General features: G+C 74.3%; 26 protein-coding genes. 6 read left to right on the forward strand and 20 right to left on the reverse strand.

Going from position 1 to position 22917, the window contains the following annotated elements; genetic code table 11:
• Positions 1 to 39 precede the first annotated feature (39 nt).
• The 9 genes from AB0E07_RS32600 to AB0E07_RS32640 all read right to left on the reverse strand — a co-directional run bounded on the left by AB0E07_RS32600 (position 40) and on the right by AB0E07_RS32640 (position 8015).
• Positions 40 to 1275 (reverse strand): cytochrome P450, encoded by a 1236-nt coding sequence (locus AB0E07_RS32600; protein WP_362260202.1) that lies wholly within the window; start codon positions 1273 to 1275, stop codon positions 40 to 42.
• Positions 1272 to 2507: a cytochrome P450 gene (locus AB0E07_RS32605; RefSeq protein WP_362260204.1), complete on the reverse strand. Its 1236-nt coding sequence runs from the start codon at positions 2505 to 2507 to the stop codon at positions 1272 to 1274. The genes AB0E07_RS32600 and AB0E07_RS32605 overlap by 4 nt, the downstream gene beginning before the upstream one ends.
• Positions 2504 to 3112 (reverse strand): ATP/GTP-binding protein, encoded by a 609-nt coding sequence (locus AB0E07_RS32610; protein WP_362260206.1) that lies wholly within the window; start codon positions 3110 to 3112, stop codon positions 2504 to 2506. The genes AB0E07_RS32605 and AB0E07_RS32610 overlap by 4 nt, the downstream gene beginning before the upstream one ends.
• The gene (locus tag AB0E07_RS32615) at positions 3084 to 3446 is read right to left on the reverse strand and encodes a DUF742 domain-containing protein (protein WP_362260208.1); all 363 of its coding nucleotides are present in this window, start codon (positions 3444 to 3446) and stop codon (positions 3084 to 3086) included. Before AB0E07_RS32615 ends, AB0E07_RS32610 begins: the two co-directional genes overlap by 29 nt.
• On the reverse strand, positions 3443 to 3865 hold the full coding sequence (locus tag AB0E07_RS32620; protein WP_351931119.1) for a roadblock/LC7 domain-containing protein: 423 nt from the start codon (positions 3863 to 3865) through the stop codon (positions 3443 to 3445). The genes AB0E07_RS32615 and AB0E07_RS32620 overlap by 4 nt, the downstream gene beginning before the upstream one ends.
• Positions 3862 to 5289: an ATP-binding protein gene (locus AB0E07_RS32625; protein ID WP_362260211.1), complete on the reverse strand. Its 1428-nt coding sequence runs from the start codon at positions 5287 to 5289 to the stop codon at positions 3862 to 3864. The genes AB0E07_RS32620 and AB0E07_RS32625 overlap by 4 nt, the downstream gene beginning before the upstream one ends.
• Positions 5290 to 5482: 193 nt before the next feature.
• Positions 5483 to 6523: an NAD(P)-dependent alcohol dehydrogenase gene (locus tag AB0E07_RS32630; protein WP_362260213.1), complete on the reverse strand. Its 1041-nt coding sequence runs from the start codon at positions 6521 to 6523 to the stop codon at positions 5483 to 5485.
• A gap of 38 nt (positions 6524 to 6561) precedes the next feature.
• Complete coding sequence (locus tag AB0E07_RS32635) at positions 6562 to 7341, reverse strand: SDR family NAD(P)-dependent oxidoreductase (protein WP_362260215.1); 780 nt, start codon at positions 7339 to 7341, stop codon at positions 6562 to 6564.
• An 8-nt stretch (positions 7342 to 7349) separates the two neighbouring features.
• Positions 7350 to 8015, reverse strand: coding sequence for a helix-turn-helix domain-containing protein (locus AB0E07_RS32640; protein WP_362260217.1), 666 nt, complete (start codon positions 8013 to 8015; stop codon positions 7350 to 7352).
• 206 nt (positions 8016 to 8221) lie between these two features.
• Between AB0E07_RS32640 and AB0E07_RS32645 the strand changes: the two genes are divergently transcribed.
• The 5 genes from AB0E07_RS32645 to AB0E07_RS32665 all read left to right on the forward strand — a co-directional run bounded on the left by AB0E07_RS32645 (position 8222) and on the right by AB0E07_RS32665 (position 11502).
• A complete protein-coding gene (locus AB0E07_RS32645; RefSeq protein ID WP_362260219.1) occupies positions 8222 to 8635 on the forward strand; it encodes a YciI family protein in 414 nt (137 codons plus the stop codon).
• Positions 8628 to 9773 (forward strand): DUF6596 domain-containing protein, encoded by a 1146-nt coding sequence (locus AB0E07_RS32650; protein WP_362260221.1) that lies wholly within the window; start codon positions 8628 to 8630, stop codon positions 9771 to 9773. Before AB0E07_RS32645 ends, AB0E07_RS32650 begins: the two co-directional genes overlap by 8 nt.
• 159 nt (positions 9774 to 9932) lie before the next feature.
• Positions 9933 to 10448, forward strand: coding sequence for a class I SAM-dependent methyltransferase (locus tag AB0E07_RS32655; protein WP_362260223.1), 516 nt, complete (start codon positions 9933 to 9935; stop codon positions 10446 to 10448).
• A gap of 54 nt (positions 10449 to 10502) precedes the next feature.
• Positions 10503 to 10865: a metalloregulator ArsR/SmtB family transcription factor gene (locus tag AB0E07_RS32660; protein ID WP_362260225.1), complete on the forward strand. Its 363-nt coding sequence runs from the start codon at positions 10503 to 10505 to the stop codon at positions 10863 to 10865.
• Positions 10858 to 11502, forward strand: a complete 645-nt coding sequence (locus AB0E07_RS32665; RefSeq protein WP_362260227.1) for an SRPBCC family protein — start codon at positions 10858 to 10860, stop codon at positions 11500 to 11502. Before AB0E07_RS32660 ends, AB0E07_RS32665 begins: the two co-directional genes overlap by 8 nt.
• 22 nt (positions 11503 to 11524) lie before the next feature.
• On the opposite strand, the gene AB0E07_RS32670 is transcribed toward AB0E07_RS32665, so the two are convergent.
• The 6 genes from AB0E07_RS32670 to AB0E07_RS32695 all read right to left on the reverse strand — a co-directional run bounded on the left by AB0E07_RS32670 (position 11525) and on the right by AB0E07_RS32695 (position 17760).
• Positions 11525 to 12028, reverse strand: coding sequence for a molybdenum cofactor biosysynthesis protein (locus AB0E07_RS32670; RefSeq protein ID WP_362260229.1), 504 nt, complete (start codon positions 12026 to 12028; stop codon positions 11525 to 11527).
• Positions 12029 to 12097: 69 nt separating this feature from the next.
• On the reverse strand, positions 12098 to 13093 hold the full coding sequence (locus AB0E07_RS32675; RefSeq protein WP_362260231.1) for an ornithine cyclodeaminase family protein: 996 nt from the start codon (positions 13091 to 13093) through the stop codon (positions 12098 to 12100).
• A 41-nt stretch (positions 13094 to 13134) separates the two neighbouring features.
• Positions 13135 to 14058 (reverse strand): ABC transporter permease, encoded by a 924-nt coding sequence (locus AB0E07_RS32680; RefSeq protein WP_362260233.1) that lies wholly within the window; start codon positions 14056 to 14058, stop codon positions 13135 to 13137.
• A complete protein-coding gene (locus tag AB0E07_RS32685; protein WP_362260235.1) occupies positions 14055 to 15128 on the reverse strand; it encodes an ABC transporter permease in 1074 nt (357 codons plus the stop codon). The genes AB0E07_RS32680 and AB0E07_RS32685 overlap by 4 nt, the downstream gene beginning before the upstream one ends.
• 53 nt (positions 15129 to 15181) lie before the next feature.
• The gene (locus tag AB0E07_RS32690; RefSeq protein WP_362260237.1) at positions 15182 to 16759 is read right to left on the reverse strand and encodes an ATP-binding cassette domain-containing protein; all 1578 of its coding nucleotides are present in this window, start codon (positions 16757 to 16759) and stop codon (positions 15182 to 15184) included.
• Complete coding sequence (locus AB0E07_RS32695) at positions 16756 to 17760, reverse strand: BMP family protein (RefSeq protein WP_362260239.1); 1005 nt, start codon at positions 17758 to 17760, stop codon at positions 16756 to 16758. Before AB0E07_RS32695 ends, AB0E07_RS32690 begins: the two co-directional genes overlap by 4 nt.
• A 169-nt stretch (positions 17761 to 17929) precedes the next feature.
• Here AB0E07_RS32695 and AB0E07_RS32700 point away from each other — a divergent pair, with 169 nt between their 5' ends.
• Positions 17930 to 18646, forward strand: coding sequence for a GntR family transcriptional regulator (locus AB0E07_RS32700; protein WP_362260241.1), 717 nt, complete (start codon positions 17930 to 17932; stop codon positions 18644 to 18646).
• A 12-nt stretch (positions 18647 to 18658) separates the two neighbouring features.
• Here AB0E07_RS32700 and AB0E07_RS32705 read toward each other — a convergent pair whose 3' ends face one another.
• The 5 genes from AB0E07_RS32705 to AB0E07_RS32725 all read right to left on the reverse strand — a co-directional run bounded on the left by AB0E07_RS32705 (position 18659) and on the right by AB0E07_RS32725 (position 22913).
• Entirely contained in the window at positions 18659 to 19402 is a 744-nt protein-coding gene (locus AB0E07_RS32705; RefSeq protein WP_362260265.1) for an endo alpha-1,4 polygalactosaminidase, read from the reverse strand.
• A gap of 203 nt (positions 19403 to 19605) precedes the next feature.
• Positions 19606 to 20268 (reverse strand): spherulation-specific family 4 protein, encoded by a 663-nt coding sequence (locus AB0E07_RS32710; RefSeq protein WP_362260243.1) that lies wholly within the window; start codon positions 20266 to 20268, stop codon positions 19606 to 19608.
• Entirely contained in the window at positions 20265 to 21158 is an 894-nt protein-coding gene (locus AB0E07_RS32715) for an NAD(P)-dependent oxidoreductase (protein ID WP_362260245.1), read from the reverse strand. The genes AB0E07_RS32710 and AB0E07_RS32715 overlap by 4 nt, the downstream gene beginning before the upstream one ends.
• 7 nt (positions 21159 to 21165) lie before the next feature.
• Positions 21166 to 21879, reverse strand: a complete 714-nt coding sequence (locus AB0E07_RS32720; RefSeq protein ID WP_362260247.1) for a sugar phosphate nucleotidyltransferase — start codon at positions 21877 to 21879, stop codon at positions 21166 to 21168.
• Positions 21880 to 21911: 32 nt separating this feature from the next.
• Positions 21912 to 22913, reverse strand: a complete 1002-nt coding sequence (locus AB0E07_RS32725; protein ID WP_362260249.1) for a GDP-mannose 4,6-dehydratase — start codon at positions 22911 to 22913, stop codon at positions 21912 to 21914.
• Positions 22914 to 22917: the final 4 nt, after the last annotated feature.

Consider the following 22917-nt stretch of genomic DNA (forward strand, 5'->3'; position numbering starts at 1 on the left):
GAACGGGGGACCGGTCGGCCCTCGCGCCCGTTCGCGGCGTCACTCGCCGAGCAGCACCGGGATCTCCCGCCAGCCGAAGGCGATGAACGACGGCACCTGACGCAGTTCGTCCGCGTCGACGGCGAGCCGCAGCCCCGGGAACCGGTCGAACAGCGCGGGCAGGGCGGTCAGCGCCTCGACCCGGGCCAGCGGGGCCCCGATGCAGCGGTGCACGCCGATCCCGAACGCCAGGTGGTCGTCCGCGCCGCGCGTGGCGTCGAAGGTGTCCGCGTCCGGACCGTAGTGCTCGGGGTCCAGGTTCGCGGCGGCGTACGTCGTGATGATCGCGTCGCCCGCCGGGATCGTGACGCCCGCGATCTCGATGTCGGTGACCGCGAACCGCAGCGGCAGCGCGGCGATGGACGGGTGCGCGCGCAGGGTCTCGTCGACGACCGCGTCCCAGCCGATCTCCCCGGACCGGACCGCCGCCAGCTGCTCGGGACGGCGCAGCAGGGCGACCACCGCGTTGCCGATCAGGTTCACCGTCGTCTCGAAGCCCGCGCCGATCACCAGCAGCAGGGTGTACAGCAGCTCCTCGCCGCTGAGCCGGTCGCCGTCCGCGTCCCGCACCCGGATCAGCTCGGTCGTGAGGTCGTCCCCGGGGTGCTCGGTGCGGTGGGCGATCAGCGCGGGCAGCACCGTGCCGATCTGCCGCTGGACGGACGCGGCGTGCTCGGGGGAGGGGTCCGAGGTGTCCATGATGGCCGCGATCAGCGCGGTGGTGTCGGCGACCAGGTCGTCGGGCACCCCGAACAGCTCGCAGACGAACCGCAGCGGAAGGGGATGGGCGAGGGCCGCCTTGACGTCCACCGGGCCGTCCCCGGACTTCGCCAGCGCGTCGAGCAGCTCCGCGGTGATGGCCTCCACCCGGGGCCGCATCGCCTCGGTGCGCCGCTGGGTGAAGCTGGGCGCCACGAGCTTGCGCAGCCGGGTGTGGTCGGGGCCGTAGGTGGAGAGCATGTTGACCACGCCGACCCAGCCGAGGATCCAGCCCCAGGAGGGGTGTTCGGCGACCTCCGGCCACAGCCGCCAGTGCTTGCGGGGGTCCTTGCTGACCCGCGGGTCGAGGATCAGCTGCTTGAGGGTGCCGTGTCCGGTCGGCGCCCAGGCCGGGATCCCGCCGGGCAGGTCGACGGGGACGACGGGGCCGAGGGCGCGCAGCCGCGCGGACTCGGCGGCGATGTCGGATCCGAACGGGTCGAGGGCGAAGCGTTCGGTGCGGTCGGTGACGGTCACGACGGGCCTCCAGGCAGATCGGGGGAGCGGGGGCTGAACCGCACGGGCAGGGAGGTCAGCGAACGGTGGAACGGACCCGGCCGCCAGGTCAGGCGCTCACGCGGCAGCACGGGTTCGAGGTCGGGCAGCCACTGGGTGAGCCGTTCGATCGCCTCGGTGGCGATGAGCAGGGTGTGCTGCTTGACCGGGCAGGCGTGCGGGCCCGCCGACCAGGACAGGTGGGAGGCGTCACGGGGACGCGGGTGGCCGCCGTCCTCCTCCGCGGTCTGCGCGAGCGCCCCGTAGGAGACCACCACCGGGACCGCGGCCCTGATCCACGCCCCGTGGAAGGTCACCGGCCGACGGGCGTAGTGGATTCCGTAGTTCGCGAGCGGGGTCTCGTGGTGCAGCACTTCCACGACCGCGTCCGTCACCGGGCGCGCCCCGCTGGTCAGGGTGGAGTAGTAGGAGGGGTTGCCGAGGATCCGGGAGAGCGCGTTGGAGACCAGGTTCGCGGTCGGCTCGTGGCCCGCGCCTAGGGTGAGGAACACCTGCCAGGTGACCTCCTCCGCGGTGAGGCCGGCCGGGTGGTCCAGCAGCCAGCTCGGCAGGTCCTCGCCGCGCTGTTCGGCCTTGGCGGCGATCAGCTCCAGTACGTAGCCGCCGAACTCGGCCTCGCCGCGGGCGGCTTCCGCGCCGCCCTCCATCATCCGGCCCAGGGCCGCGTCCAGCCGGTCGCTCGCGCTGTCCGGCAGCCCGAACAGGTCGTTGAAGACCAGCGCCATCAGCGGCCGGGCGAAGTCGCCCACCAGATCGGCCTCGCCGCGCGGCCCGAACCGGCCGGCCAGCAGCCGTACCGCGCGGTGCACCCGGGCCCGCAGGTCGTGCGGCTCGATCCGGTCGAAGGCGTCGATCAGCGTGGTCCGGTAGCGGACGTGCGCGGCACCGTCGGCGAACAGGGTGTTGGGCCGCCACCGCATCATGCCGAGCACCGGCGAGTCGTCGGCGACCGTCGACTCCCAGGGCCGCGGGTCGTGCGAGAACGTCTCCGTGTCGCGCAGCAGGTCCAGCGCGGCCCGCCGCTCGGTGACGACGTACGCGGGGACGCCCGGGGCCAGTTCGGCCCAGCCGACCGGGCCCTGTTCGCGCAGGTCCGCGTAGTAGCGACGGGGGTCCCGCGCGAAGCCGTCCTCCCACAGCCGTACGGGGGCCGTGCGGGAGAAGGTCTGCTGGGCGGTGGGGTGGGTGGTCACCGGTTCTCCGGGGGGTGGCGGTCGATCAGGTGCTGGACCAGGGCGAGGAGGGCGTCGACGGAGGAGTCGGCGTCCCGGGCGTCGCAGGTCACCATCGGCGTGTCCGGGGCCAGGTCCAGCGCGGCGCGCAACTGGGCCGCGGTGTGGTGGTCCGGCGCGTCCGGGAAGGTGTTGAAGGCGACGGCGTAGGGCAGGCCGCTCTCCTCGACCAGACCGAGCACGTCGAAGGAGGCGTCGATCCGGCGGCTGTCCACGAGGACCAGCGCCCCGAGCGCCCCGTGGGCGATGTCGTCCCACAGGGAGCGGAACCGCTCCTGGCCCGGCGTGCCGAACAGGTAGAGCACGACGCCGCCGGCCAGGCTGATCCGCCCGAAGTCGATGGCGACCGTGGTGGTCGCCTTCTCGCGGATCCCGGCGAGGTCGTCCACGGGGGCGGACGCCTCGCTGAGCCGTTCCTCGGTGTGCAGCGGCCGGATCTCCGAGACGGAGTCGATCAGTGTCGTCTTGCCCACCCCGAACGGGCCCGCGACGAGGATCTTCACCAGTTCGCGGGCGGTGTCGGGCAGGTGGATGCCGTCAGTCGTGCTTGAGGGCGCGAAGGCCATCGGCCACTCTCTTCAGCAGGTCGGGGTCGAAGCGGTCGGCGGCCGGGACCGGGGCCCGGGTGAGAATCAGGTCCCGGTCGAGCAGGGTCCCGGCCAGCACCCGCACGGCGGAGACCGGCAGCCGCAGATGCGCGGCGGCCTCCACCACGGTCAGGGAGCCGCCGTCCAGGGCCTCCAGCAGGGCGAGTTCGGCGGCCGGCAGTCCGGCCGGCACGGGTTCGCCGCTGCCGGTGAGCACCGAGAGCCGCTCCAGGTGGGGCCGGCTGGACCGGGCCACGCCGCCGGTCGAGAGATACGCGGGGACCAGCGGACGGCCGCCCGGTCGTCCGGTCATGCCGGCGCGCCTGAGTCGCCTCCCCGGGGCGCCGCGGCCATCGCCTTCTCGCCGAGCCGGGCGACCTGCGAGTGCACCCGGTGGGCGAGCAGGTCCAGCCGCGTCTCGCCGTCCCCGTACGCGGCCACGCAGGTGCCGTGGTCGGTCGGCACGATCAGGACGTAACCGTGGTCGGACTCGATGACGACCTGCCGTACCTCCGCCCGGTCCCGGTCGGCGAACGCGGCGGCCGCGGTCCGGCAGGCGCCCTGTACGGTGCTGGTGATGGCGGCCACCCGCTCGGCGGACGGTCTGCTGAGGGCGTCCGTGTACCCGGTGACGAGCCCGTCCCGGGTGAGCAGCACCGCGGCCACCACATGGGGCACTTCGAGGATGGGGTCCAGAACCCACGCCGTGTCTCCTGCTTCGCGGCCGGTCATCGGGCCGTTCCCCCTTGTTCGTGGTCGTCCCGGTCGCCTCGGTGGTCGGCGTCCGGCTGGTCCTCGGCCGCCGCCGAGCGGGCCGCGGCGGTGGCGGCCTGGAGACCGCCGAGCGCGGCCGCCGACTCCTCGGGCCGCCGGGCGGGCGTGCGTTGCTCGGGTACGGCCGAGGCGGCCGCCGTCCGGGCGCGGCGCCGGCGCTGCGGCAGGCCGTCCGTGCCGGGCTGGGCGCCGTGGTGGCCCGAGGCGGCCGGGGTGTCGTCGGGTTCGGCGACGTAGGCGTGCGCGTTCGAGGGCGCGGGGGCGGGCGCCGGTCCCGGTGCCGGCGCGGGGGCCGGTGCCGCGGTGGCCCGGGGTGTGGGGCGCGGGGCGCTGGCGGCCGGCGGCCGGGTCTCGGGGTCGATGCGGGTCAGCAGGTGGCTGTCGACGCGCAGGACCGCCCGGACCCCGCCGTACGGGGAGGGCGAGGAGAGGTCCACGGACAGGTCGAACTGCCGGGTCAGCTGGCCGATCGCGGCGAGGCCCATGCGAGGCGGGTCGCCGAGGTCGGTGAGCAGGATCGGCTCCGAACCGGCCACCGTCCGCTGGGCGCGGTCGCGTTCGTCCCGTGTCATGCCCAGGCCCGCGTCGTCGACGGTGACGCAGACGCCGTGGTGGACGTGTTCCAGGTTCACCACCACGTCGGTGTCCGGCGCGGAGTGCCTGAGCGCGTTGTCCAGCAGCTCGGCGACGATGATCGCGACGGGTTCGACGGCGTGCGAGACGAGGGCGCTACCCGGCTGGAGGTGGTTGTTGACCTGGACCCGGTGGTAGCCCGCGAGCCGGGCCTGGCCGCCGGTCACCGCGTCCACCAGGTGGGACTCCTCGCGGGCCAGCCCCACCCAGGCCCCGCACACCACGGCGGCCACCTGGGCGCGCCGCAGCGACTGCTCGTTCTCGTGGTCGAGTTCGTACAGGGTCTGCGCCAACTCGGGGTCGTCGTACTGCTGTTGCAGTCCCCGCAGTGCGTCCTGGAGCCGGTAGAGCGCGGCCTGGATCTCCCGGGTCGCGCCGCGCATCCCGGCCTGGGCCGCCGCGTCGATCCGCTGGTGCTGCGCGGTGAGTTCGACACGCAGTTGGTTGAGTACGTTCTCCATCGCCACGCCGGGTGACGAGCCGGAGGTGCGGAGTTGGAGCGGGCCCGGCACGACGATGTGCGGGTGGGTCAGCTGGCGGGCGGCGGCCGGGAGACGCCGGGCCGCCAGGTGCTCGATCTCGGCGGCGAACGACTGCACCACGCCGTCGAGATGGGCGCGCAGCGCGGCGATCTCGTCGCGCTGCGCGGCCCGTTGTCGCCGTGACCGGAGCAGCCCACCGCCGAGGGCGAGCGCGGACAGTGTGCCGAAGGCGAGTCCGCCGACGGCAAGGTCCGGTAGTTCGATCATGGAATCGGTATCCAGAGAAGTGGGCAGGGGTGGGCGCGAGGACCCCTCAGGAGGCGCTCGCAGCACAGTACACACTGTCATCGACCGGTCTCGCACGGTCGACGGCGACTTCGCTCCGAATCCGCCCACTCTCTGTGTACTTCTGTGCCAACTGTCTGAATTGCCGTACGCGTGCGGCGAGTTGACGCCCAGCTCAGCCGTTCGGAAGGATCACCGCGCGCCCGTTGACCTTGCCGGAGTGCAGCCGCTCGTAGGCGAGCGGAGCCTCGTCGAGGGAGAACGTCTCCGTGTGCACCGACACCGCCCCGGACCGGGCGAGCGCGAGCACCTCCACCAGTTCGCTGCGGCTGCCCCAGTACGGCGCGGTCACCGACACCTCGAAGGGCAGGTGACCGAAGCCGACGGGCAGCGCCCCGCCGCCGATGCCGACGATCGTGACGTCGCTCTCGACGGCCGCGACGGCGCCTGCCGTGGTGACGGTCGGCTGCGCCCCGACGAAGTCGAACACGGCCTGCGCGCCCACTCCGCCGGTCAGCTCGCGCACCACGCCCGCGGCGCGCTCGTCGGAGAGCACCGCCTCGTGGGCGCCGACCTCGCGCGCCAGCCGCAGCTTGTCCTCGCTGACGTCCAGGGCGATGACCCGGGCCGGCGTCAGCGCGCGCAGCAACTGGATCGCCACATGCCCGAGCCCGCCCGTGCCGATGACCACCGCGGTCGACCCCGGCACCAGCTTCGGCAGCGAGCGCTTGATCGCGTGGTACGGCGTCAGCCCCGCGTCGGTCAGCGGGACCGCGGCCACCGGGTCCAGCCCGTCCAGCGGCACCAGGTGACGCGGATCGTCGACGATCATGTACTCGGCCATCGAGCCGGGCGCGCCGAGCCCCGGCGGGTTGATGCCCAACTCCTGGGCGCGCAGGCAGTAGTTCTCCTTGCCCTCGGCGCAGGGGGCGCAGGTGCCGCAGCCCCAGGGCCCGTACACCGCGACCGCGTCGCCCTCGCGTACCGAGGTGACCCCCGCGCCCAGGGCGGCGACCGTGCCGACGCCCTCATGGCCGAGGGTGAGGGGCAGCGCGTAGGGGAAGCCCTCGGCGGGCCAGCTCATCACCGCGATGTCGGAGTGGCAGACGCCCGCGGCGGTGACCTTCAACAGAACCTGTCCCGGGCCCGGTTCGGGATCGGGGACGGTGACCACCTCGGGGGGTGCGCCGATGGTGCGGTACTGAAGTGCCTTCATGGCCGGACTCCTTCGTCCGAGGGGGAACGTGGGGGGACTCAGACGGCGGTGTAGGCGCCGTCGACGAGGTGGTAGCTGCCGTGGACGAAGGAGGCGCGCCCGGAGAGCAGGAAGACGATCAGTTCGGCGACCTCCTCGGGGCGGCCGAGGCGGCCGGCCGGGTGCAGGCCGACGAGTCCGTCGTAGGCTGCCTGGTCCATGCCCTGGAGCAGCGGGGTCTCGATGAAGCCGGGCCCCACGGCGTTGATGCGAATGTCCTTGGCGGCGTACTCGGCGGCGGCCGCCTTGGTCAGGCCCACCACGCCGTGCTTGGCGGCGACGTACGCGGGGGAGCCGGCGAAACCGACCGAGCCGAGGATGGAGGCGACGTTGACGATCGCGCCGCCCCTGCCGCCGGCCTCGATGGCGGGCAGCTCGTGGCGCATCGAGTAGAAGACGCCGTCGAGGTTGGTGCGGACGACGCGGTCGTAGGCGGCGATGTCGTACTCGCCGGTCGGGGCGCTCGGGCCGCCGATGCCGGCGTTGTTCACGGCCAGGTCCAGGCCGCCGAAGGTGTCGACGGCGAACCGGACGGCCGCCTCGACCGACTCGGGCCGGGTGACGTCCAGGCCCACGGCCGCGGCCGACAGGCCCTCGGCGACGACTTCGGCGGCGGCCTTCCGCGCGCCCTCCTCGTTGAAGTCCGCGATGACGACGTGGGCGCCCCCGGCGCCCAGCCGGCGGGCGGTGGCCAGGCCGATGCCCGAGGCGGCACCGGTGACCAGGGCGGTGCGCCCGGCGAACTCGGTGGCGTAGTCGGTGAGGGGAGTGGTGCTCATGGTGCTGCTCACCTTTCGGTGGTGCGGTGCGAGGCCGCGGTCGCGGCCTCCGAGACGAGGGCGTCGTAGGCCTGCTCCACCAGTGCGGCGAGGTCTGCGGCTCCCGATTCCGGGTCACCGCCGCGACGCGCCCAGTTGCGCAGCGCGGCGGTGAGGACGCCGGCGGCGGCGTCGACCACGACGGCCGGGCGCAGGTCCCGTACGTCGTCGGTGCCGAGCCGGTCGGCGATGATCCGGATCGATTCCTCCTGGGCGTCGACCCGGATGCGTTCGTAGGCGGCGAACAGAGCGGGCTCGCCGTCCAGCAGGGCGAGCAGCCGGCGCATCCGCGGACGCAGATGCCAGGCCGGGTTCTCCCGGTCGGCGAGCCAGGCGCGTACCGCCAGCCGGTAGGCCAGCAGGGGCGGCTCCGTGGCCGGGCGGTCCCGCAGCAGGGCGTTGATCCGGTCGCCGTCGCCGCGGACGAAGTCCAGGGCCGCTTCCTCCTTGCCGGTGAAGTGCCGGCTGAAGGTGCGGCGGGTGACGTCCGCGCGTTCGGCGATCTCCTCGACCGTGGTGGCCGCCGCGCCGCGTTCCAGGATCAGGTCCAGGGCGGCCGTGGCGAGCGCGTCACGGGTCTGCCGCGCCTTGCGCTGCCGGCGGTCCTCCGGTGCGGGGGGCTCCGTTGCCTTCATGTCCTCCACGGTACACCTGTCATGTCCCAATGGGACATGAGGCCCGGTGAGACATGTATCCCATTGAGACATCAACCGGAACCCGATCGGGCGCCGACGGAAACTCGTGCGGAAATCTCCGTACGGTGATGTCGAGAACCCCGGTCCGGCTCCGTCCCCGGGGTGAACGCGACCACAATGGGCCGCACGCGTACCGAGGAGCGATCATGGCCAAGTACCTGCTGCTGAAGCACTACCGCGGCGCCCCGGCCCCGGCCAACGACGTCCCCATGGACCAGTGGACCCCGGAGGAGATCTCGGCGCACGTCCAGTACATGCGGGACTTCGCCGAGCGGCTGGAGAAGAGCGGCGAGTACGTCGACGGCCAGGCGCTCGCCCCCGAGGGGGCCTGGGTCCGCTACGACGGCGAGGGCCGCCCCCCGGTCACCGACGGACCCTTCGCCGAGACCAAGGACCTCATCGCCGGCTGGATGATCATCGACGTCGACACCTACGAGCGCGCCGTCGAACTGGCCGGGGAACTGTCCGCCGCCCCCGGCGCGGGCGGCCGGCCGATCCACGAGTGGCTGGAGGTGCGCCCCTTCCTGGCCGCGACCCCCACCCTGGACTGCCATGGATGAGGCCCTGCTGAGGAGCCTCACGCCCGGCGTGATCGGCGTCCTCGTCCGCCGCGGAGCAGACTTCGCGGCGGCCGAGGACGCCGTACAGGAGGCGCTGATCGGGGCGCTGCGGGTGTGGCCCGCGGATCCGCCGCGCGACCCCAAGGGCTGGCTGGTCACGGCGGCCTGGCGCAAGTTCCTCGACGCGACCCGGGCGGACACGGCCCGGCGCCGGCGCGAGGACCTCCTCGACGAACAGCCGGCGGCCGGACCGGCACCCTGCACCGACGACACGCTCCAGCTGTACTTCCTGTGCGCCCACCCCTCCCTGACCCCCGCCTCCGCGGTCGCCCTCACCCTGCGCGCCGTCGGCGGACTCACCACCCGGCAGATCGCCCGCGCCTACCTGGTGCCCGAGGCGACCATGGCGCAGCGGATCAGCCGGGCCAAGCGCACCGTCTCCGACGTGCGCTTCGACCGGCCGGGCGACGTCGCCACCGTGCTGCGCGTGCTCTACCTGGTCTTCAACGAGGGCTACTCCGGCGATGTCGACCTCGCCGCCGAGGCCATCCGGCTCACCCGGCGGCTCTCGGCGGCGATCGACCACCCCGAGGTGGCGGGCCTGCTCGCCCTGATGCTGCTCCACCACGCCCGGCGCGCCGCCCGCACCGCGCCCGACGGCAGCCTGGTGCCGCTCGCCGAACAGGACCGCGGCCGGTGGGACACCCGCCTCATCGCCGAGGGCGTGGCGATCCTCCAGGCGGCCCTGGCCCGCGACCGGCTGGGCGAGTTCCAGGCCCAGGCCGCCGTCGCCGCCCTGCACGCCGACGCCCCGACCGCGGCCGAGACGGACTGGGTCCAGATCGTGGAGTGGTACGACGAACTGGCCCGGCTGACCGACAGTCCGGTCGTGCGCCTGAACCGCGCGGTCGCCGTGGGCGAGGCCGACGGACCCCGGGCGGGCCTCGCCGCGCTCTCCGCCCTGGACGACTCGCTGCCCCGGTACACCGCGGTCGCCGCCCATCTGCACGAACGGGACGGCGACCTGCCGCGGGCGGCACGGCTGTACGCCGAGGCGGCCCACCAGGCCCTCGACCTCGCCGAGCGGGACCACCTCACGCGTCAGGCCGCCAGGCTCAACGCCCGGCTCCGGAACTGAAGCATGGTCCCGGAGGGCCGCCCGTACCGGTCGGTCACCGGATCCGCGCGGCCGGCGTCACCCGGATGCCCCGCACGGCCAAGGCGCGTCCGGCCGCCCCGGTGCGCATCATCGACGCGGGTCGCGAACGCACCCACGACGAGAAGGCGGGGCACACCCATGGCAGCGGTTCCGGAACGCGTCAGACAGACGGTCGCCCTGCTCGCCGTGGGCCCGGCCGACCGGCTGCTGGAGATCGGCTGCGGCGGCGGGGCCGCCGTCGCGCAGGTCTGCCCCCTGCTCGACACCGGCACGATCACGGCCCTGGACCGTTCGCCGACGGCCGTGGCGCGCGCCCTGCGCCGCAACGCCGAGCCCCTGCGGCAGGGCAGGGCGAGCGTGGTGCAGGCCGCGTTCACGGCGGCCGACCTCGCCGCCGCCGGCCTCTCCGGCGAGCGCTTCGACAAGATCTTCTCGGTCGACGTCAATCTGTTCTGGACCGGGCCCGCCGACGCCGAACTCGCCCTCGCCCGGTCCCTGCTGGCCCCCGGCGGCGCCCTCTACACCTGCTACGAACCGCCCGGACAGCGCCTGGAGGAGATCGCGACCAGGGTGACGGCCGCCTTCGAGCGGGCCGGATTCACCCCCGAGCTGGTCCGGGCGGCCCCGTTCGTCGGCATCGTGGGACATCCCTGAGAGCCACTATTTAAGAGTTGCCTTATATAAGGCCGGGGTGGCATAGTCGGTCTCGTGCACGCCTTCGACGTACTGGGAGATCCGGTCAGGCGCCGGATATTGGAGCTGCTCGCCACGGGCGAGCGGGCATCGGGCGAGATCAGCGCCGTGATCAGCGAGGAGTTCGGAATCTCGCAGCCGGCCGTGTCCCAGCACCTGAAGGTGCTGCGGGACAACGGCTTCGCCGCCGTACGGGCGGAGGGGACCCGGCGGTTGTACGCCGTCGACGCCGCGCCCCTGCGCGAGGTGGACGACTGGCTGGAGCGGTTCCGCGGCTTCTGGGAGCAGCGGCTCGACGCGCTCGGAACGGAACTCGCGCGCGGCAGACGCGAGCGGCGACGGCAAGAGCAACAGGAAGAAGAGGATCGCAATGACTGACTTCGTCGACGAGATCAACCGGCTGCACCGCGCGGTCGGCACCCGGCGGGTGGCGGCGGGAGACGCCCGTACGGTGCTGCTGCGGCGGTCCTACGACGCCGGGATCGCCGACGTGTGGGACGCGGTGACCTCCCCCGAGCGGATCGCCCGCTGGTTCCTGCCGGTCACCGGGGAGTTCAAGGTCGGCGGACGCTATCAGCTCCAGGGCAACGCCGGGGGCGAGATCCTCCAGTGCGACGAGCCCGAACTGCTCCGGGTGAGCTGGCTGTTCGGCCCGGACCCCGGCTTCAGCGAGGTCGCCGTACGCCTCACCGCGGAGGGCGGGGAAAGCACCGTGCTGGAGCTGGAGCACGTGGCGGTCGTGCCGGAGGAGTTCTGGGGCCAGTACGGGCCCGGCGCCACCGGTGTCGGCTGGGACCTGGCCCTGCTCGGGCTCGGCATGCACCTCGCGGGCGGCGGGTTCAGCCCGGAGGCGGCCGAGGAGTGGTCGATGTCCGACGAGGGCAAGGCGTGCATGACGCGGTCCGGTGAGCTGTGGGGCGCCGCGTACGCCGCCTCGGGCGCCGACGCCGGGACCGCCGCCTCCACCACCGCCGCGACGATCGCGTTCTACACGGGCGCGGAGCCCGCGTCCTGAGCGCACGCCCGGCACGGGACCCCTAGGGTCCCCTGACGATGTCGAAGGACGCCTCGCCGACTTCGAGCACGCCGTCCGACAGCGGGGTGCACCGCACCCCGCCCCTGCCGCGCAGCGCGCGCTGCGCCCCCGGGCCGATGGTCACGTCCATCCAGGCGCACGGTCGGGCCGGGCGGTTGAGGGCGAAGGTCACCGGTCCCGACCCGCAGTCGATGCGGACGACCGCACCGACCAGGGCGTCGATGTCGACACCCCGGAGCAGGACGTTGCGGCGGGTGCCCCGCAGGTCCACGGCCGGGTCGATGCCGACGGGCAGGTTCTCCTCGGCCATCAGGGTCACCGAGGCGTCCCGGTGGGCCCGCTGCCCGAAGTAGCGGTCACCGACCAGCCCGAGCCCCTCGCGCACCTCGGCCCGCGGCACCAGTTCCCCGGGCGCCTCGGGCCCGGGACCGTCCGCGGGGCGCCCGGCCAGCCGGTGGGCGGGCGAGACCAGCAGTTGCACCACCTGGATGCGGGCCGTGTTCATGCAGGTCACTGTACGAACCCCGCGCTCGCCGAACACTCGGGCCGGGACACGGCCGTTGGGGGGGGCCGGTCAGGCCGTGAGGTCGATCCGGGTGCCCACTCCCTCCTTGCCCGCCAGGTCGATCAGCAGCCGCGCCACCGCCAGGTCCTGGAGCCCCACCCCGACGGAGTCGAAGAGGGTGATCTCCTCCCGCGTGGAGCGGCCGGCGGCGCGGCCGGTGAGCACGTCCCCCAGCTCGGTACGGAAGTCGTCCTCTCCCAGCACGCCCTCGGCGAGCGGGATCAGCACCTCGCCGGACTTGCGGCGCGCGGTGGCGAAGGAGTCGACGACGATCCGGGAGCGGGCCATCCCCTCGCTGTCGATCTCGCGGTGGTCGGGGCGCGGGGGCGCGCCGACCGCGTTCACATGCTGACCCGGCGTCAGCCAGGCGCCCCTGACCAGCGGTTCACGGGAGGGGGTGAGCGTGCACAGGACGTCGGCCGCCTCGGTGACGCTCCGCGGGTCGACGCCGGTGGCCGCGTCCAGGCCGAGCTCGCCGGAGATCCAGGCGGCCAGCTCCGCCGCCCGCTCGGGCCTGCGCCCCCACACCAGCACCCGCTCCCAGTCCCTGGTGGCGCGCAGCGCCCGGGCGTGGGCGCGGGCCAGCGGGCCGGTGCCGAGCAGGCCCAGGACCCGGGCCCCGGGCCGCGCCAGGACCTCGGTGGCGACCGCGGTGGCCGCCGCCGTACGCACCCGGGTGAGCACGGCGCCGTCCAGGACGGCGGCCACCGCCCCCGTCTCCGCCGACACCGCCAGTACCGCCGACCGCTGCACCGGCAGCCCGCGTTCGGCGTTGCCGGGCAGGTCCGCGAGGAGCTTCACGGCCGCGAGGCCGGCCGGACCGGAGGCGGCCGCCATCGCCAGGAAGGCGCCGTCCGAACCGGGCACGCCCATCGCAGGCGGCGCGGGCAGGTCGGCCCGGCGCAGGGCCAGATCCCGGTGGGCGTCGGCCACGGCGGCCGCCACCTCGGCGGTGGCGTCGGCGAGCAGACCGTGGATCTCGGAACGGGTCAGGATCAGGGTCATCGGTGCGGGTCTCCAGTACGTGGGGTGCGGGGGCGGCGGTGTCAGGCGCTGCGCGCGAACGGCAGGGTCAGCCCGGCCGGGGCCCGGCTGCGCCCGACCAGTCCGCTCACGGCCAGCAGCGCGAAGAGATACGGCAGCGTCGTCAGCAGCGGCGCGGAGAGGTGCAGCCCGAGCGCGGGCGCGGCGAACTGGAGGGCCTGCGCGACCCCGAAGAAGAGACAGGCGACGACGGTCGGCCAGGCCCGCCAGCGGCCCGCGATCACCGCGACGACGGCGAGGTAGCCGATTCCGGCGGTGATGTTGTCGCTGAAGGCGTGCACCTCGGAGAGGGCGAGCTGGGCGCCCGCCAGACCCGCGGCGGCGCCGGTCACCAGCACGGTCGCGTAGCGGATCGCCCGGACCGGCAGCCCGCAGCGGTCGGCGGTGCGCGCGTCCTCGCCCACGGCGTCGACGGCGAGTCCCCAGGACGTCCGCCGGCCGCATCCCACGGCGAGGGCGACCGTCAGCGCGCAGGCCGCGTAGCCGAGGGCGCTCATCTCGAACAGGGCCGGTCCGACGACCGGGATCTCGTGCAGGACCGGCACGGGCAGCGGGTCGAAACCGGGCACGGAGCCGGCCTGACCGTCGCCGAAGAGCAGGCGCGCCGCGTAGGTCGTGCCGCCCAGCGCGAGGGCGTTGAGGGTGATGCCGGTGACGATCTGGTCGGCGCGCAGCGTGACGCTGAGCACCGCCTGGACCAGGGCGACCAGCAGTCCTGCGGCGAGCGCGGTGCCCACGCCGACCAGGGCGCTGCCCGAGGCGAGCGCCCCGGCCGCGCCCGCGAAGGCGCCGGTCAGCATCATCCCCTCGACCGACAGGTTCAGTACCCCCGCCCGCTCGCTGAGCAGTTCACCGGCCGAGGCCAGCAGCAGCGGGATCGCCAGGCGCACTCCGCCCGCGGCGAGTTCGTCGAGCACGGCGCTCATGAGCGGCTCCCGTCGGGCCGGTTGCTCCACAGCATCACGGCCGCGATGAGCAGCACCAGGACGCTCTGCACGATCTGTACGGAGGAGGCGGGCACACCCGCCGCCAGCTGGAGGTTGATGCCGCCGCTGGTGAGGGAGCCGAGCCCCAGCGAGACGGCCGCGACCGCCACCAGGGAGCCGCGCGCCAGCAGACCCACGACCAGCCCGGAGAAGCCGTACCCGGAGGAGAAGTGCTCCGCCAGCACGTACGGCGCCGTCGCGACCAGGCAGGCGCCGGCCAGCCCCGCGAGACCGCCGGCGACCGCGAGGCCGCCCTCCTGGAGCCGGGCCACGGGCAGCCCGAGCCGGGCGGAGGCGGCCGGGGAGTGGCCGACGGACTTCAGCCTCAGCCCCACCGCCGTCCCCCGCAGCACGACCCCGGTGACCGCCACGGCGACCGCGGCCAGGACCACGATCAGCGTCGCCGGAGACTCCACGCCGAGGATCAGCGGCAGTTGGGCCCCGGACGGCAGCGCCTCGGACTGCGGGAGCGTCTCCGACGAGGTCACGGGCTGACGCAGCAGGGCCTCCTCGTGCACCGCCACCGACACCAGGCCCGCGCCGACGAAGTTGAGCAGGAGGGTGGTGATGACCTCGCTGGTGCCGCGCCGGGTCCTGAGCACTCCGGCGATCGACGCCCAGGCGGCCCCGCCGGCGAAGCCCGCCAGCAGGACCAGCGGTACGCCCACGGCGGCGGGAACCTGCGCGGGCAGCGCCAGTCCGGTCGCCGCGGCGGCCAGACCGCCCGCGCAGAGCTGGCCCTCGCCGCCCACGTTCACCAGGCCGGCCCGGTGGGCGACGGTGAACCCGGTGGCGATCAGGGCCAGCACGGCCGCGGAGTTGAGGGAGCTGCCCACGGAGTAGGCGGAGCCGAACATGCCCTCGTCGAGGGCCGCCCAGGCCGCGCCGGGCGTGGCACCGGCGGCCACGACGAGCAGGACGCCGACTCCGCCGGCGGCCACCGCCGCGAGGAGCGCCAGGGACAGCGGATGCCGTAGTCGGGGGCGCGGGGGCGCCAGGGATGCGGTCATGAGGATCCTTGCGCGAGAGACAGAGGGAAAGAGGGGGAGGGGGCGCGGGGGAGTCAGGCGCCGCGGGCCCCGGAGCGTTCCGGCTCCGCCGCGCCGTGGGCGCCGAGCATCAGGCGCCCGATCCGCTCCCGGGCGTCCGGCGCGTCCGTGGCCACCGGTTCGGACAGCCGGCCGCGGTAGGCGACGACGACCCGGTCGCACAGGGCGAGGAGTTCGTCCAGTTCGGAGGAGACGACCAGCACTCCGACACCGTCGGCCGCCGCCTCCCGGATCCGGCCGTGCACGGCGGCGACCGCGCCCACGTCCAGGCCCCGGGTGGGCTGCGCGGCCGCCAGGCAGCGCAGTGGGTCCAGGGCCAGCTCGCGGGCGAGGACGACCTTCTGCTGGTTGCCGCCGGACAGGGACGACATCGGGGCGTCCGGCCCGTCGGCGCGGATGCCGTGCTCCTCGATCACCCGCTCGGCGGCCCGGCGCAGCGCCCGCCGGTCCAGGAACACCCGGCCGCGGCGGAACCGGTCGAGCCGCCCGAGGAAGAGGTTCTCGGCGACGGAGAGCGCGGTGACGCACCCCTCGTGATGCCGGTCCTCGGGCACCACGCCGAGCCCGGCGAGGGTCCGCTCCCGCGGGGTCGCCGCCGTCAGCCCGGTCCCGCCGACCGTGACGGTGCCCGTGTCCGCGGCGAGGGAGCCGCCGAGCACCGCCATCAGCTCGCTCTGCCCGTTGCCCTCGACCCCCGCGACGCCCACGACGGCGCCCGCCGCCACCTCCACGGTGACGTCGTCCAGCGCGGCCGTCCCGTCGGCGCGGCGGACCGTGACGCCGCGCAGCCGCAGCGCCGGTGCGCGGTCCCCGGGCGCGCCGGCGGAGCGTGCCGGGTCCGGCCGGGCGGGGGCCAGCCCGATGGTGCCGGACAGGGCCGGGTCCAGACCGTCCGCGGGCCGGCCGATCATCAGCGGCACGAGTCGCTCGGGCGGCAGCTCGGCGAGCGGTCCGCCGCCGGCGACCCGGCCGCCGCGCAGCACGGTGGCCGTGTCCCCGGCGCGGGCGACCTCGCCGAGCTTGTGGGTGACCAGGACCACCGCGCCGCCCCCGTCGGCGATCCGCCGGCAGGTGGTGAGCAGGGCCTCGACCCCGGCCGGGTCGAGGACGCCGGTCGGCTCGTCGAGGACCAGCAGCCGGGGCTCCCGCACCAGCGCCTTGACGATCTCCACCCGCTGCCGCAGCCCCACCGGAAGCCGGTCGACGCGGGCGTCCATCTCCAGCGACAGCCCGTACTCCCGTGCCACCCGCGCCACCCGGGCCGCGAGGTCCGGCAGCCGCAGCAGCCGCAGGTTCTCCTCCACGGTCAGGGTGGGGACGAGGCTGAAGTGCTGGTGGACCATGGCGATCCCGGCGCCGAGCGCGTCGGCGGGCCGGCGCGGCGCGTACGGGCGGCCGTACAGGCGCATCGTGCCCGCGCCGGGGGCGAGGCCGCCGCCGATCAGATGGCACAGCGTCGACTTCCCCGCGCCGTTCTCGCCCAGCACGCAGTGCACCGTGCCGGGCTCGACGACGAGATCGACGCCGTCCAGGGCGCGGACCGCGCCGAAGGACCTGGCGAGGCCGCGCACCTCCAGGGCGGGTGTGCTCATCGGGTCTTGATCTCCCCGGCCGCGATCTTCGCCTTGAGGTCGTCGAGCTTCTTCTCGATCGCCGGGTCGGGCTCGCCGCAGAGCACGATGTCGTTGTGCGGGTCCTCGAAGGTCAGCCCGAAGTGGACCGACTCGGCCTTCCAGGTGCCGGCCGCGAGGTGGTCGGCGGCGTACTCGATCTCCGCGCCGATGTCCGTCTCCACGTAGCCCGCGTACGCGGAGCCCTCGTCGCAGCCGTGCGGCAGGGGGCCGCCGATCAGCGTGGTGCCGCTCTGCGTCGCGGCCTGCGCCAGACCCCGGTGACCGAGGTTGAGGATCTGCCCGAGGACGTCGGCGCCGGCGCCGTAGTCGGCCAGCGCCGACTGCTTGGCCTTGGCCGCGTCGTTGAAGTCGCCCACGTACTGCGGGGTGAGCACCTTCACCTTCGGGTCGGCGGCCCGCGCCCCGTTGGCGTACTCCTCGGCGGCGTTGACGATCGCGGGTAGTTCGGCGCCGCCGACGAAGGCGACCTTCCCGGTCTCGGAGAGCAGCGCCGAGGCGGCTCCCGAGAGGAAGGCGCCCTCGGCCTGCTGGGGGTCGTAGAGGGCGAGGTTGGCGAGCGGCTCGGCGTCGGCCGGGCCGCCGATCTCGGCGAACTTGACGTTCGGGAAGCGGGCCGCGACCTTGCGCACGGCAGCGTCGGTCTGGCCGCCCAGCGAGATGACGAGGTCGGAGCCGGTGGCGAAGCGGACCAGCGCCTGCTCGTAGTCGGCGGGGGCGACCTGTTCGACCTTGCTGAAGGCGATGGTGCCGCCGTGCTGATTCGCGGCCCGCTGGTAGCCGCGGTAGGCCGACTCCATGAAGCCGTCGTCGGACAGGGAGCCGGGGAAGAGCACGCCCACCTTCAGACCGCCGGCGTCCGCGGCGTCCGAGGCGGAGTCGCCGCCGCAGCCGGACAGGGTGAGCAGCGCGCCGACGGCGGTCGCGCAGGTCAGGGTTCGGTGGATCGGGGAGTACGCCACTGGGAGCCTCCGGGGGACAGGGCCCGTGAGCCGGTTACTGGTATACCGTTAAGTGGCAATCAGTTTCGGAGCCCTGTGTTTCACCGGTGTTAGCGCGCGGTTAGCACTCACCGCACCTCGGCGGCGGCCACCTAGAGTGGACAGCCACCGGAAGTGGAGGAAACCCTTGGTGAAGGCAGCCCGGCCGGCCGCGGAGCCGCGCGGCTCGCTGCGTCAGCGTGCCTACGACTCGCTGCGCCGGCGGATCGTGGAGGCCGAACTCCAGCCCGGAGAAAGGCTGGTGGAGCGGGACCTCGCGGCGGAACTGGAGGTCTCCCGCATTCCGCTGCGCGAGGCCCTGCGCCTGCTGGAGGCGGACGGCCTGGTCCTCCTCGTCCCGCACAAGGGCGCGCTGGTCGCCCCGTTCACCCCGGCCGACGTGCGCGACCTGTTCGACGTACGGGAGTCGCTGGAGTCACTGGCCGCCCGGCTCGCGGCCGAGCGGGCCGACCGCTCGGGTCTGGACCGGCTCGCGGCACGGCTGGACGGCGCGCGCGCCGCGACCCGCGCGGCGGACCGCGACGCCATCGCGGCCGCCAACGCGGGCTTCCACACCGACATCGTGGATCTCGCGGACAACCCGCTGCTCAGCGGCATGATGGGCCCGCTGGAGGCACGCACGCACTGGTTGTTCCGGCTCACCGCCCAGCGCGATCCGGCCCAGCAGTGCACCGAGCACGAGCAGTTGTACGAGGCCATCGCGGCGCGGGACGCCGACCGGGCCGCGGCCCTCGCCCACCACCACATCGCCGCGGGGCGTGCCGTCAGTGTCGCCCTCGCCGCCGAGTGGTCGCTGCCGGAGATCGACCCGGAGGCCGTCGCCATGCGGCGCCGACGCAAGCGCTGAGCCGACGGCCCGTCAGCACGGAGCGCGCCACACCCCGAGCGCGAGCTTCTTGCGCATCGAGGACAGCCCCAGCCGCCGGGAGTCGGCGCAGAACGCCGAGTTGGGCTCGGCGTACTCCACGTGGAAGACCGCCTTGCCCGCCGCGACGAACGGGGTCAGCGCCTCGCACTCGTCGAACTCGGCGCACTCCTCGTTGACCGCGAAGTCGAAGTGCCGCACCAGCCGCGGAATCTGGGCCAGATCGTTCTTCAGCCCCACCGACAGACCCCGCTCGTGCGCCAGTTCGGCGATCATGCGGTTGTAGCGGAGCTGGTCCGCCCCGGTGAGCGGGAAGCCGGTGTCGTTGGCGTACCCCTCCATCAGATCCGGCTCGACGGCGTCGAAACCCTTGTCGCGGCACATGTCGAAACGGCTCGCCATGATCGGCCGCAGGACGGACAACCGGCGGATGTCCAGCCAGCGTTCGCCCTCCCAGCCGTTGGAGCGGCCGAGGACGGAGGCGGGGAACGCGTCCCGGTCGGGCCGGAAGTCCTCCCAGGCACCGACGTTGACGTAGCAGATCACCTTGCGGCCCGCGCGGTGCAGCCGGGCCACGTCCGCCGCCGAGTTCTCGAAGCCGTCGATGTCGTACACGGGCACGTCGACGGAGGGGTCGACCCGGCCGTCGAGCTGCCACTGCCAGGCCAGCCCGGGACGCGGCCGCCAGCGGCCCTCGGCCGAGGGGCTCGGCGACGCGCTGGGCCGGGGAGACGGCAGTGCGGAGGCGGTGGGGCGTGCGGTGGACGGTCGGGAGGACGGGGGCGACGAGGGCGAGGACGGGGGCGCGGCGGAGGAGGTGACCGCTCCGGGGTCCGGACGCGCGGAGGTCGCGGGCCCCGACGCGGCGCCCTCGCCGCCGCTCCCCGAGCATCCGGCGAGCGTGGCGAGCACGAGGAGCGCCGAGGCCCACGCGGCGAGCCTCACCGTTCCTCTCCCGCGAGGGCCGGCGTCAACCCGGCCCAGGGGTTGGGCTGTTCCCCCGTGACCGGACCCGACACCGCCGCACCCCGGTCGTGCGCCGTCCGCACGGCCAGCGGCACCAGCGCCTCCGGCACCCCGTACACCAGATGGCAGAACCGTTCGGCGGGCTGGCGCGCGGTCCACGCCGGGCGGCTGAACGCCGAGACGTACGTGGACCAGTGGCCCTCGAAGGTGACCGTGAGATCGGCGAGCCGGGCGTACCCGGGCGCCGGATGGACCCCCGGGTTGAGCACCACCGTGGCGGCACCGGCCCGCCGCACCGAGCGGACCAGCCTGCGCACCTGGGGCAGCAGCGCCCGCTCGGACGGCACCCGGTCGAGGAAGGAGCCGTCGGCCCCGTACCACTCCCGGTGCCGGCGCACGTCCGCCACGACCAGGTCCGGATCGCGCCGCCCGTAGGCCGCGTCCGCGTAGCCGAGCAGCCGGGCCCCCGCGTCCCGCAGCGCCCCTGCCGCCGCCGTGAACGCGGGGTCGGGCTCCTCGCCCGGTCCGCTCGCGGGGTTGAGGACCACCCCGTAGGTGCGGTCGGCGCCCGAGATGAGCCGGTGCCAGGCCCCCGGATCCTCGGCGGGATGGACGTACAGCGGAATCAGCAGGCTCACGGTGCCCCGCCGCCCTCCCACAGCGCGGCCAGCGACTCCGCCAGGGAGCGGACGGGCCGCCAGCCGAGCGCCTCGCGCGCCGCGGTGATGTCCGAGCACTGCCAGGACACCTGCGCCGATCGGGCCGAACCGGCGACGGACTCCTCGATCCGGCCGCGGAACCCGGCCACTTCGGCCAGGCCGCGCACGAGTTCGCGCACCTGGACGGCCGCGCCGCCGCCGATGTTCAGCACCGGCGGCAGCGGACCGGTCGCGGACACCGCCCGTTCGACGGCCCGCGCCAGATCCCGTACGTCGACGAAGTCGCGGTAGGCGGACAGGTCGCCGAGCCGCAGTACCGCCTCCGGGTCGGCGCCCGCCTCCCGGAGCAGCGCGGCGACCCGGCCGGGCAGCCCCACCGCCGGGGCGCCCGGACCGACCGGGTTGCCCACCCGCAGCACCACCGCGTCCAGGCCGGACGCGGTCACGACGGCCGTGCCCGCGAGCTTGGTCGCCCCGTACGGGCCGACCGGGTGGGTGGGCGCCGATTCGGTGACCGGGACACCCAGGGCGCCGGGTCCGTACTCGGCCGCCGAGCCCAGGTGGACCAGGCGCGCCGCCGGTGCCGCGGCCCGCAGGGCCGCGCAGAGCACGGCCGGGCCGCGGGTGTTGACCTCCGCGAGGGTCACGGCGTCGCCCGAGACGGCGCCCGCGCAGTTGACCACGGCGTCGGGTGCCGCCGACGCCAGGGTCTTGGCCAGGTGTTCGGGGTCGGCCGAGGCGAGGTCGATGTGATGGTCGGCGTCGTGGGAGCGGCCCCCGCCGAGCACCCGCGTGCCCGGCAGGGCACGCAGGCGCTCGACGACATGACCGCCCAGATAGCCGGAGTGGCCCAGGACGAGAATGCGCATGTGGTGCTCAGGCTCCCTTGAGCAGCAGCGACTTGCGGCTGGTGAACTCCGCGTTCGCCCGGTCGTAGTCGTCGGGGCGGCCGATGTCCAGCCAGTACCCGTCGAACTCGTAGGCGTGCGGCGGGCGTCCGGCGGCCAGGAGGTCCAGCACCAGTTCGTCGAAGCCCAGCGGCAGCCCGGGGGTGTAGGAGTCGAGCGTGCTCCGGGAGACCCCGTAGACGCCCATGGAGACGCGGTAGTCCATGCTCGGCTTCTCGGTGAACGCCACCACCTTGCTGGCGTCGGTGGTCAGCACCCCGAAGTCGATGTGCACCTTGCGGGCGTAGGTGGCGATGGTCAGCGGCGCTGCGGACTCGCGGTGCCGGCGCAGCACGTCGGCGTAGTCCAGGTCGGTGAGGATGTCGCCGTTCATCACGAGGAACTCCTCCGGCAGCCGGTCCCGCAGATTCAGCAGCGGGCCCATGGTGCCGAGGGGGCTGTCCTCGGTGGCGTAGGTGATGTTCAGGCCCCAGCGCGAACCGTCGCCGACGTACGCGCGGATGATCTCCCCGAGGTGGCCTATGGCGAGGGTGCAGTGGGTGAAGCCGGCCGTGGAGAGCTGGCGCAGCACGATCTCCAGGATGGCGTGCTGGTCGCCGATGGGCACGAGCGGCTTGGGCAGGGCCGTGGTGTACGGCCGCAGCCGGACGCCCTTGCCGCCCGCCAGGATCACAGCGTGCATGAGGACTGCTCCTTCGTGAACGGGTGGGGGGTTCAGATGTTGTAGATGCCGGTCTTGTAGCGGGCCAGGTTGGCCGGGTCGCGGAAGAACTCGACGGTGCTCGCGAGCCCCTCCTCCAGGGTGTGGGCCGGCTGCCAGCCGGTGGCGGCGGCGAGCCGGGAGGCGTCGGCCACCAGGCGCATCACCTCCGAGGCGGCGGGCCGCAGCCGCTCGGCGTCCTCGCGCACGTCGAGGGCCGTCTCCATCACCTTGCCGATCAGCGCGACGAGATCGCCGACCGAGATCTCGCCGCCGGTACCGGCGTTGAAGGTGCGGCCCACGACCTGCTCGGCGGGCGCGGTGCCGACCGAGAGGAACGCCTGCGCGGTGTCCTTGACGAAGGTGAAGTCGCGGGTGGGACGCAGGTCGCCCAGGGTGATGGTGCGCTCCCCGGCGGCCACCTGTCCGATCACGGTCGGGATCACCGCGCGCATCGACTGCCGCGGACCGAAGGTGTTGAACGGCCGCAGCGTCACCACGGGCGTGCCGAAACTCGCGTGGTAGCTGTCGGCCAGCCGGTCGCCGCCCGCCTTCGAAGCGGCGTACGGGGACTGGGTGTTGATCGGGTGGTCCTCGGTGATCGGCACGGTCCGCGCGGTGCCGTAGGTCTCGCTGGTGGAGGTGTGCACCAGTCGTGGCGTGCCCAGGGACCGCACCGCCTCCAGCACGTTGAGGGTGCCGGTGACGTTGGTGTCCACGTAACTGTGCGGCGCCTGGTAGGAGTACGGGATCGCGATCAGCGCGGCCAGGTGGTACGCGCAGTCGGCGCCCTCCAGCAGTCCGCGGACCGAGCCCGGGTCACGGACGTCGCCGAGGACGATCTCGACGTGCTCCAGGACGTCCGGGGACAGGGTCTCCAGCCACCCGTAGGAGGAGAAGGAGTTGTACTGGGCCATCGCCCGGACCCGGTGGCCGGAGGCGACGAGCGCCTCGGTCAGATGGGAGCCGATGAAGCCTTCGGCTCCGGTGACGGCGGCGAGCGGTGCGGAGGTCAACTCG

Origin of the sequence: Streptomyces sp. NPDC048002 (assembly GCF_040653275.1) — a bacterium.
Taxonomy (GTDB): Bacteria; Actinomycetota; Actinomycetes; order Streptomycetales; family Streptomycetaceae; genus Streptomyces.

Excerpts from the sequence above, each read along its gene's own strand:
- AB0E07_RS32670 (WP_362260229.1), bottom strand. The coding sequence starts at position 12,028 with ATGAACACGGCCCGCATCCAGGTGGTGCAACTGCTGGTCTCGCCCGCC.
- AB0E07_RS32720 (WP_362260247.1), bottom strand. The coding sequence starts at position 21,879 with ATGCACGCTGTGATCCTGGCGGGCGGCAAGGGCGTCCGGCTGCGGCCG.
- AB0E07_RS32650 (WP_362260221.1), top strand. The coding sequence starts at position 8,628 with ATGGATGAGGCCCTGCTGAGGAGCCTCACGCCCGGCGTGATCGGCGTC.
- AB0E07_RS32620 (WP_351931119.1), bottom strand. The coding sequence starts at position 3,865 with ATGACCGGCCGCGAAGCAGGAGACACGGCGTGGGTTCTGGACCCCATC.
- AB0E07_RS32635 (WP_362260215.1), bottom strand. The coding sequence starts at position 7,341 with ATGAGCACCACTCCCCTCACCGACTACGCCACCGAGTTCGCCGGGCGC.
- AB0E07_RS32680 (WP_362260233.1), bottom strand. The coding sequence starts at position 14,058 with ATGAGCGCCGTGCTCGACGAACTCGCCGCGGGCGGAGTGCGCCTGGCG.
- AB0E07_RS32715 (WP_362260245.1), bottom strand. The coding sequence starts at position 21,158 with ATGCGCATTCTCGTCCTGGGCCACTCCGGCTATCTGGGCGGTCATGTC.
- AB0E07_RS32630 (WP_362260213.1), bottom strand. The coding sequence starts at position 6,523 with ATGAAGGCACTTCAGTACCGCACCATCGGCGCACCCCCCGAGGTGGTC.
- AB0E07_RS32665 (WP_362260227.1), top strand. The coding sequence starts at position 10,858 with ATGACTGACTTCGTCGACGAGATCAACCGGCTGCACCGCGCGGTCGGC.
- AB0E07_RS32690 (WP_362260237.1), bottom strand. The coding sequence starts at position 16,759 with ATGAGCACACCCGCCCTGGAGGTGCGCGGCCTCGCCAGGTCCTTCGGC.
- AB0E07_RS32615 (WP_362260208.1), bottom strand. The coding sequence starts at position 3,446 with ATGACCGGACGACCGGGCGGCCGTCCGCTGGTCCCCGCGTATCTCTCG.
- AB0E07_RS32640 (WP_362260217.1), bottom strand. The coding sequence starts at position 8,015 with ATGAAGGCAACGGAGCCCCCCGCACCGGAGGACCGCCGGCAGCGCAAG.
- AB0E07_RS32625 (WP_362260211.1), bottom strand. The coding sequence starts at position 5,289 with ATGATCGAACTACCGGACCTTGCCGTCGGCGGACTCGCCTTCGGCACA.
- AB0E07_RS32685 (WP_362260235.1), bottom strand. The coding sequence starts at position 15,128 with ATGACCGCATCCCTGGCGCCCCCGCGCCCCCGACTACGGCATCCGCTG.
- AB0E07_RS32610 (WP_362260206.1), bottom strand. The coding sequence starts at position 3,112 with ATGGCCTTCGCGCCCTCAAGCACGACTGACGGCATCCACCTGCCCGAC.
- AB0E07_RS32675 (WP_362260231.1), bottom strand. The coding sequence starts at position 13,093 with ATGACCCTGATCCTGACCCGTTCCGAGATCCACGGTCTGCTCGCCGAC.
- AB0E07_RS32645 (WP_362260219.1), top strand. The coding sequence starts at position 8,222 with ATGGCCAAGTACCTGCTGCTGAAGCACTACCGCGGCGCCCCGGCCCCG.
- AB0E07_RS32655 (WP_362260223.1), top strand. The coding sequence starts at position 9,933 with ATGGCAGCGGTTCCGGAACGCGTCAGACAGACGGTCGCCCTGCTCGCC.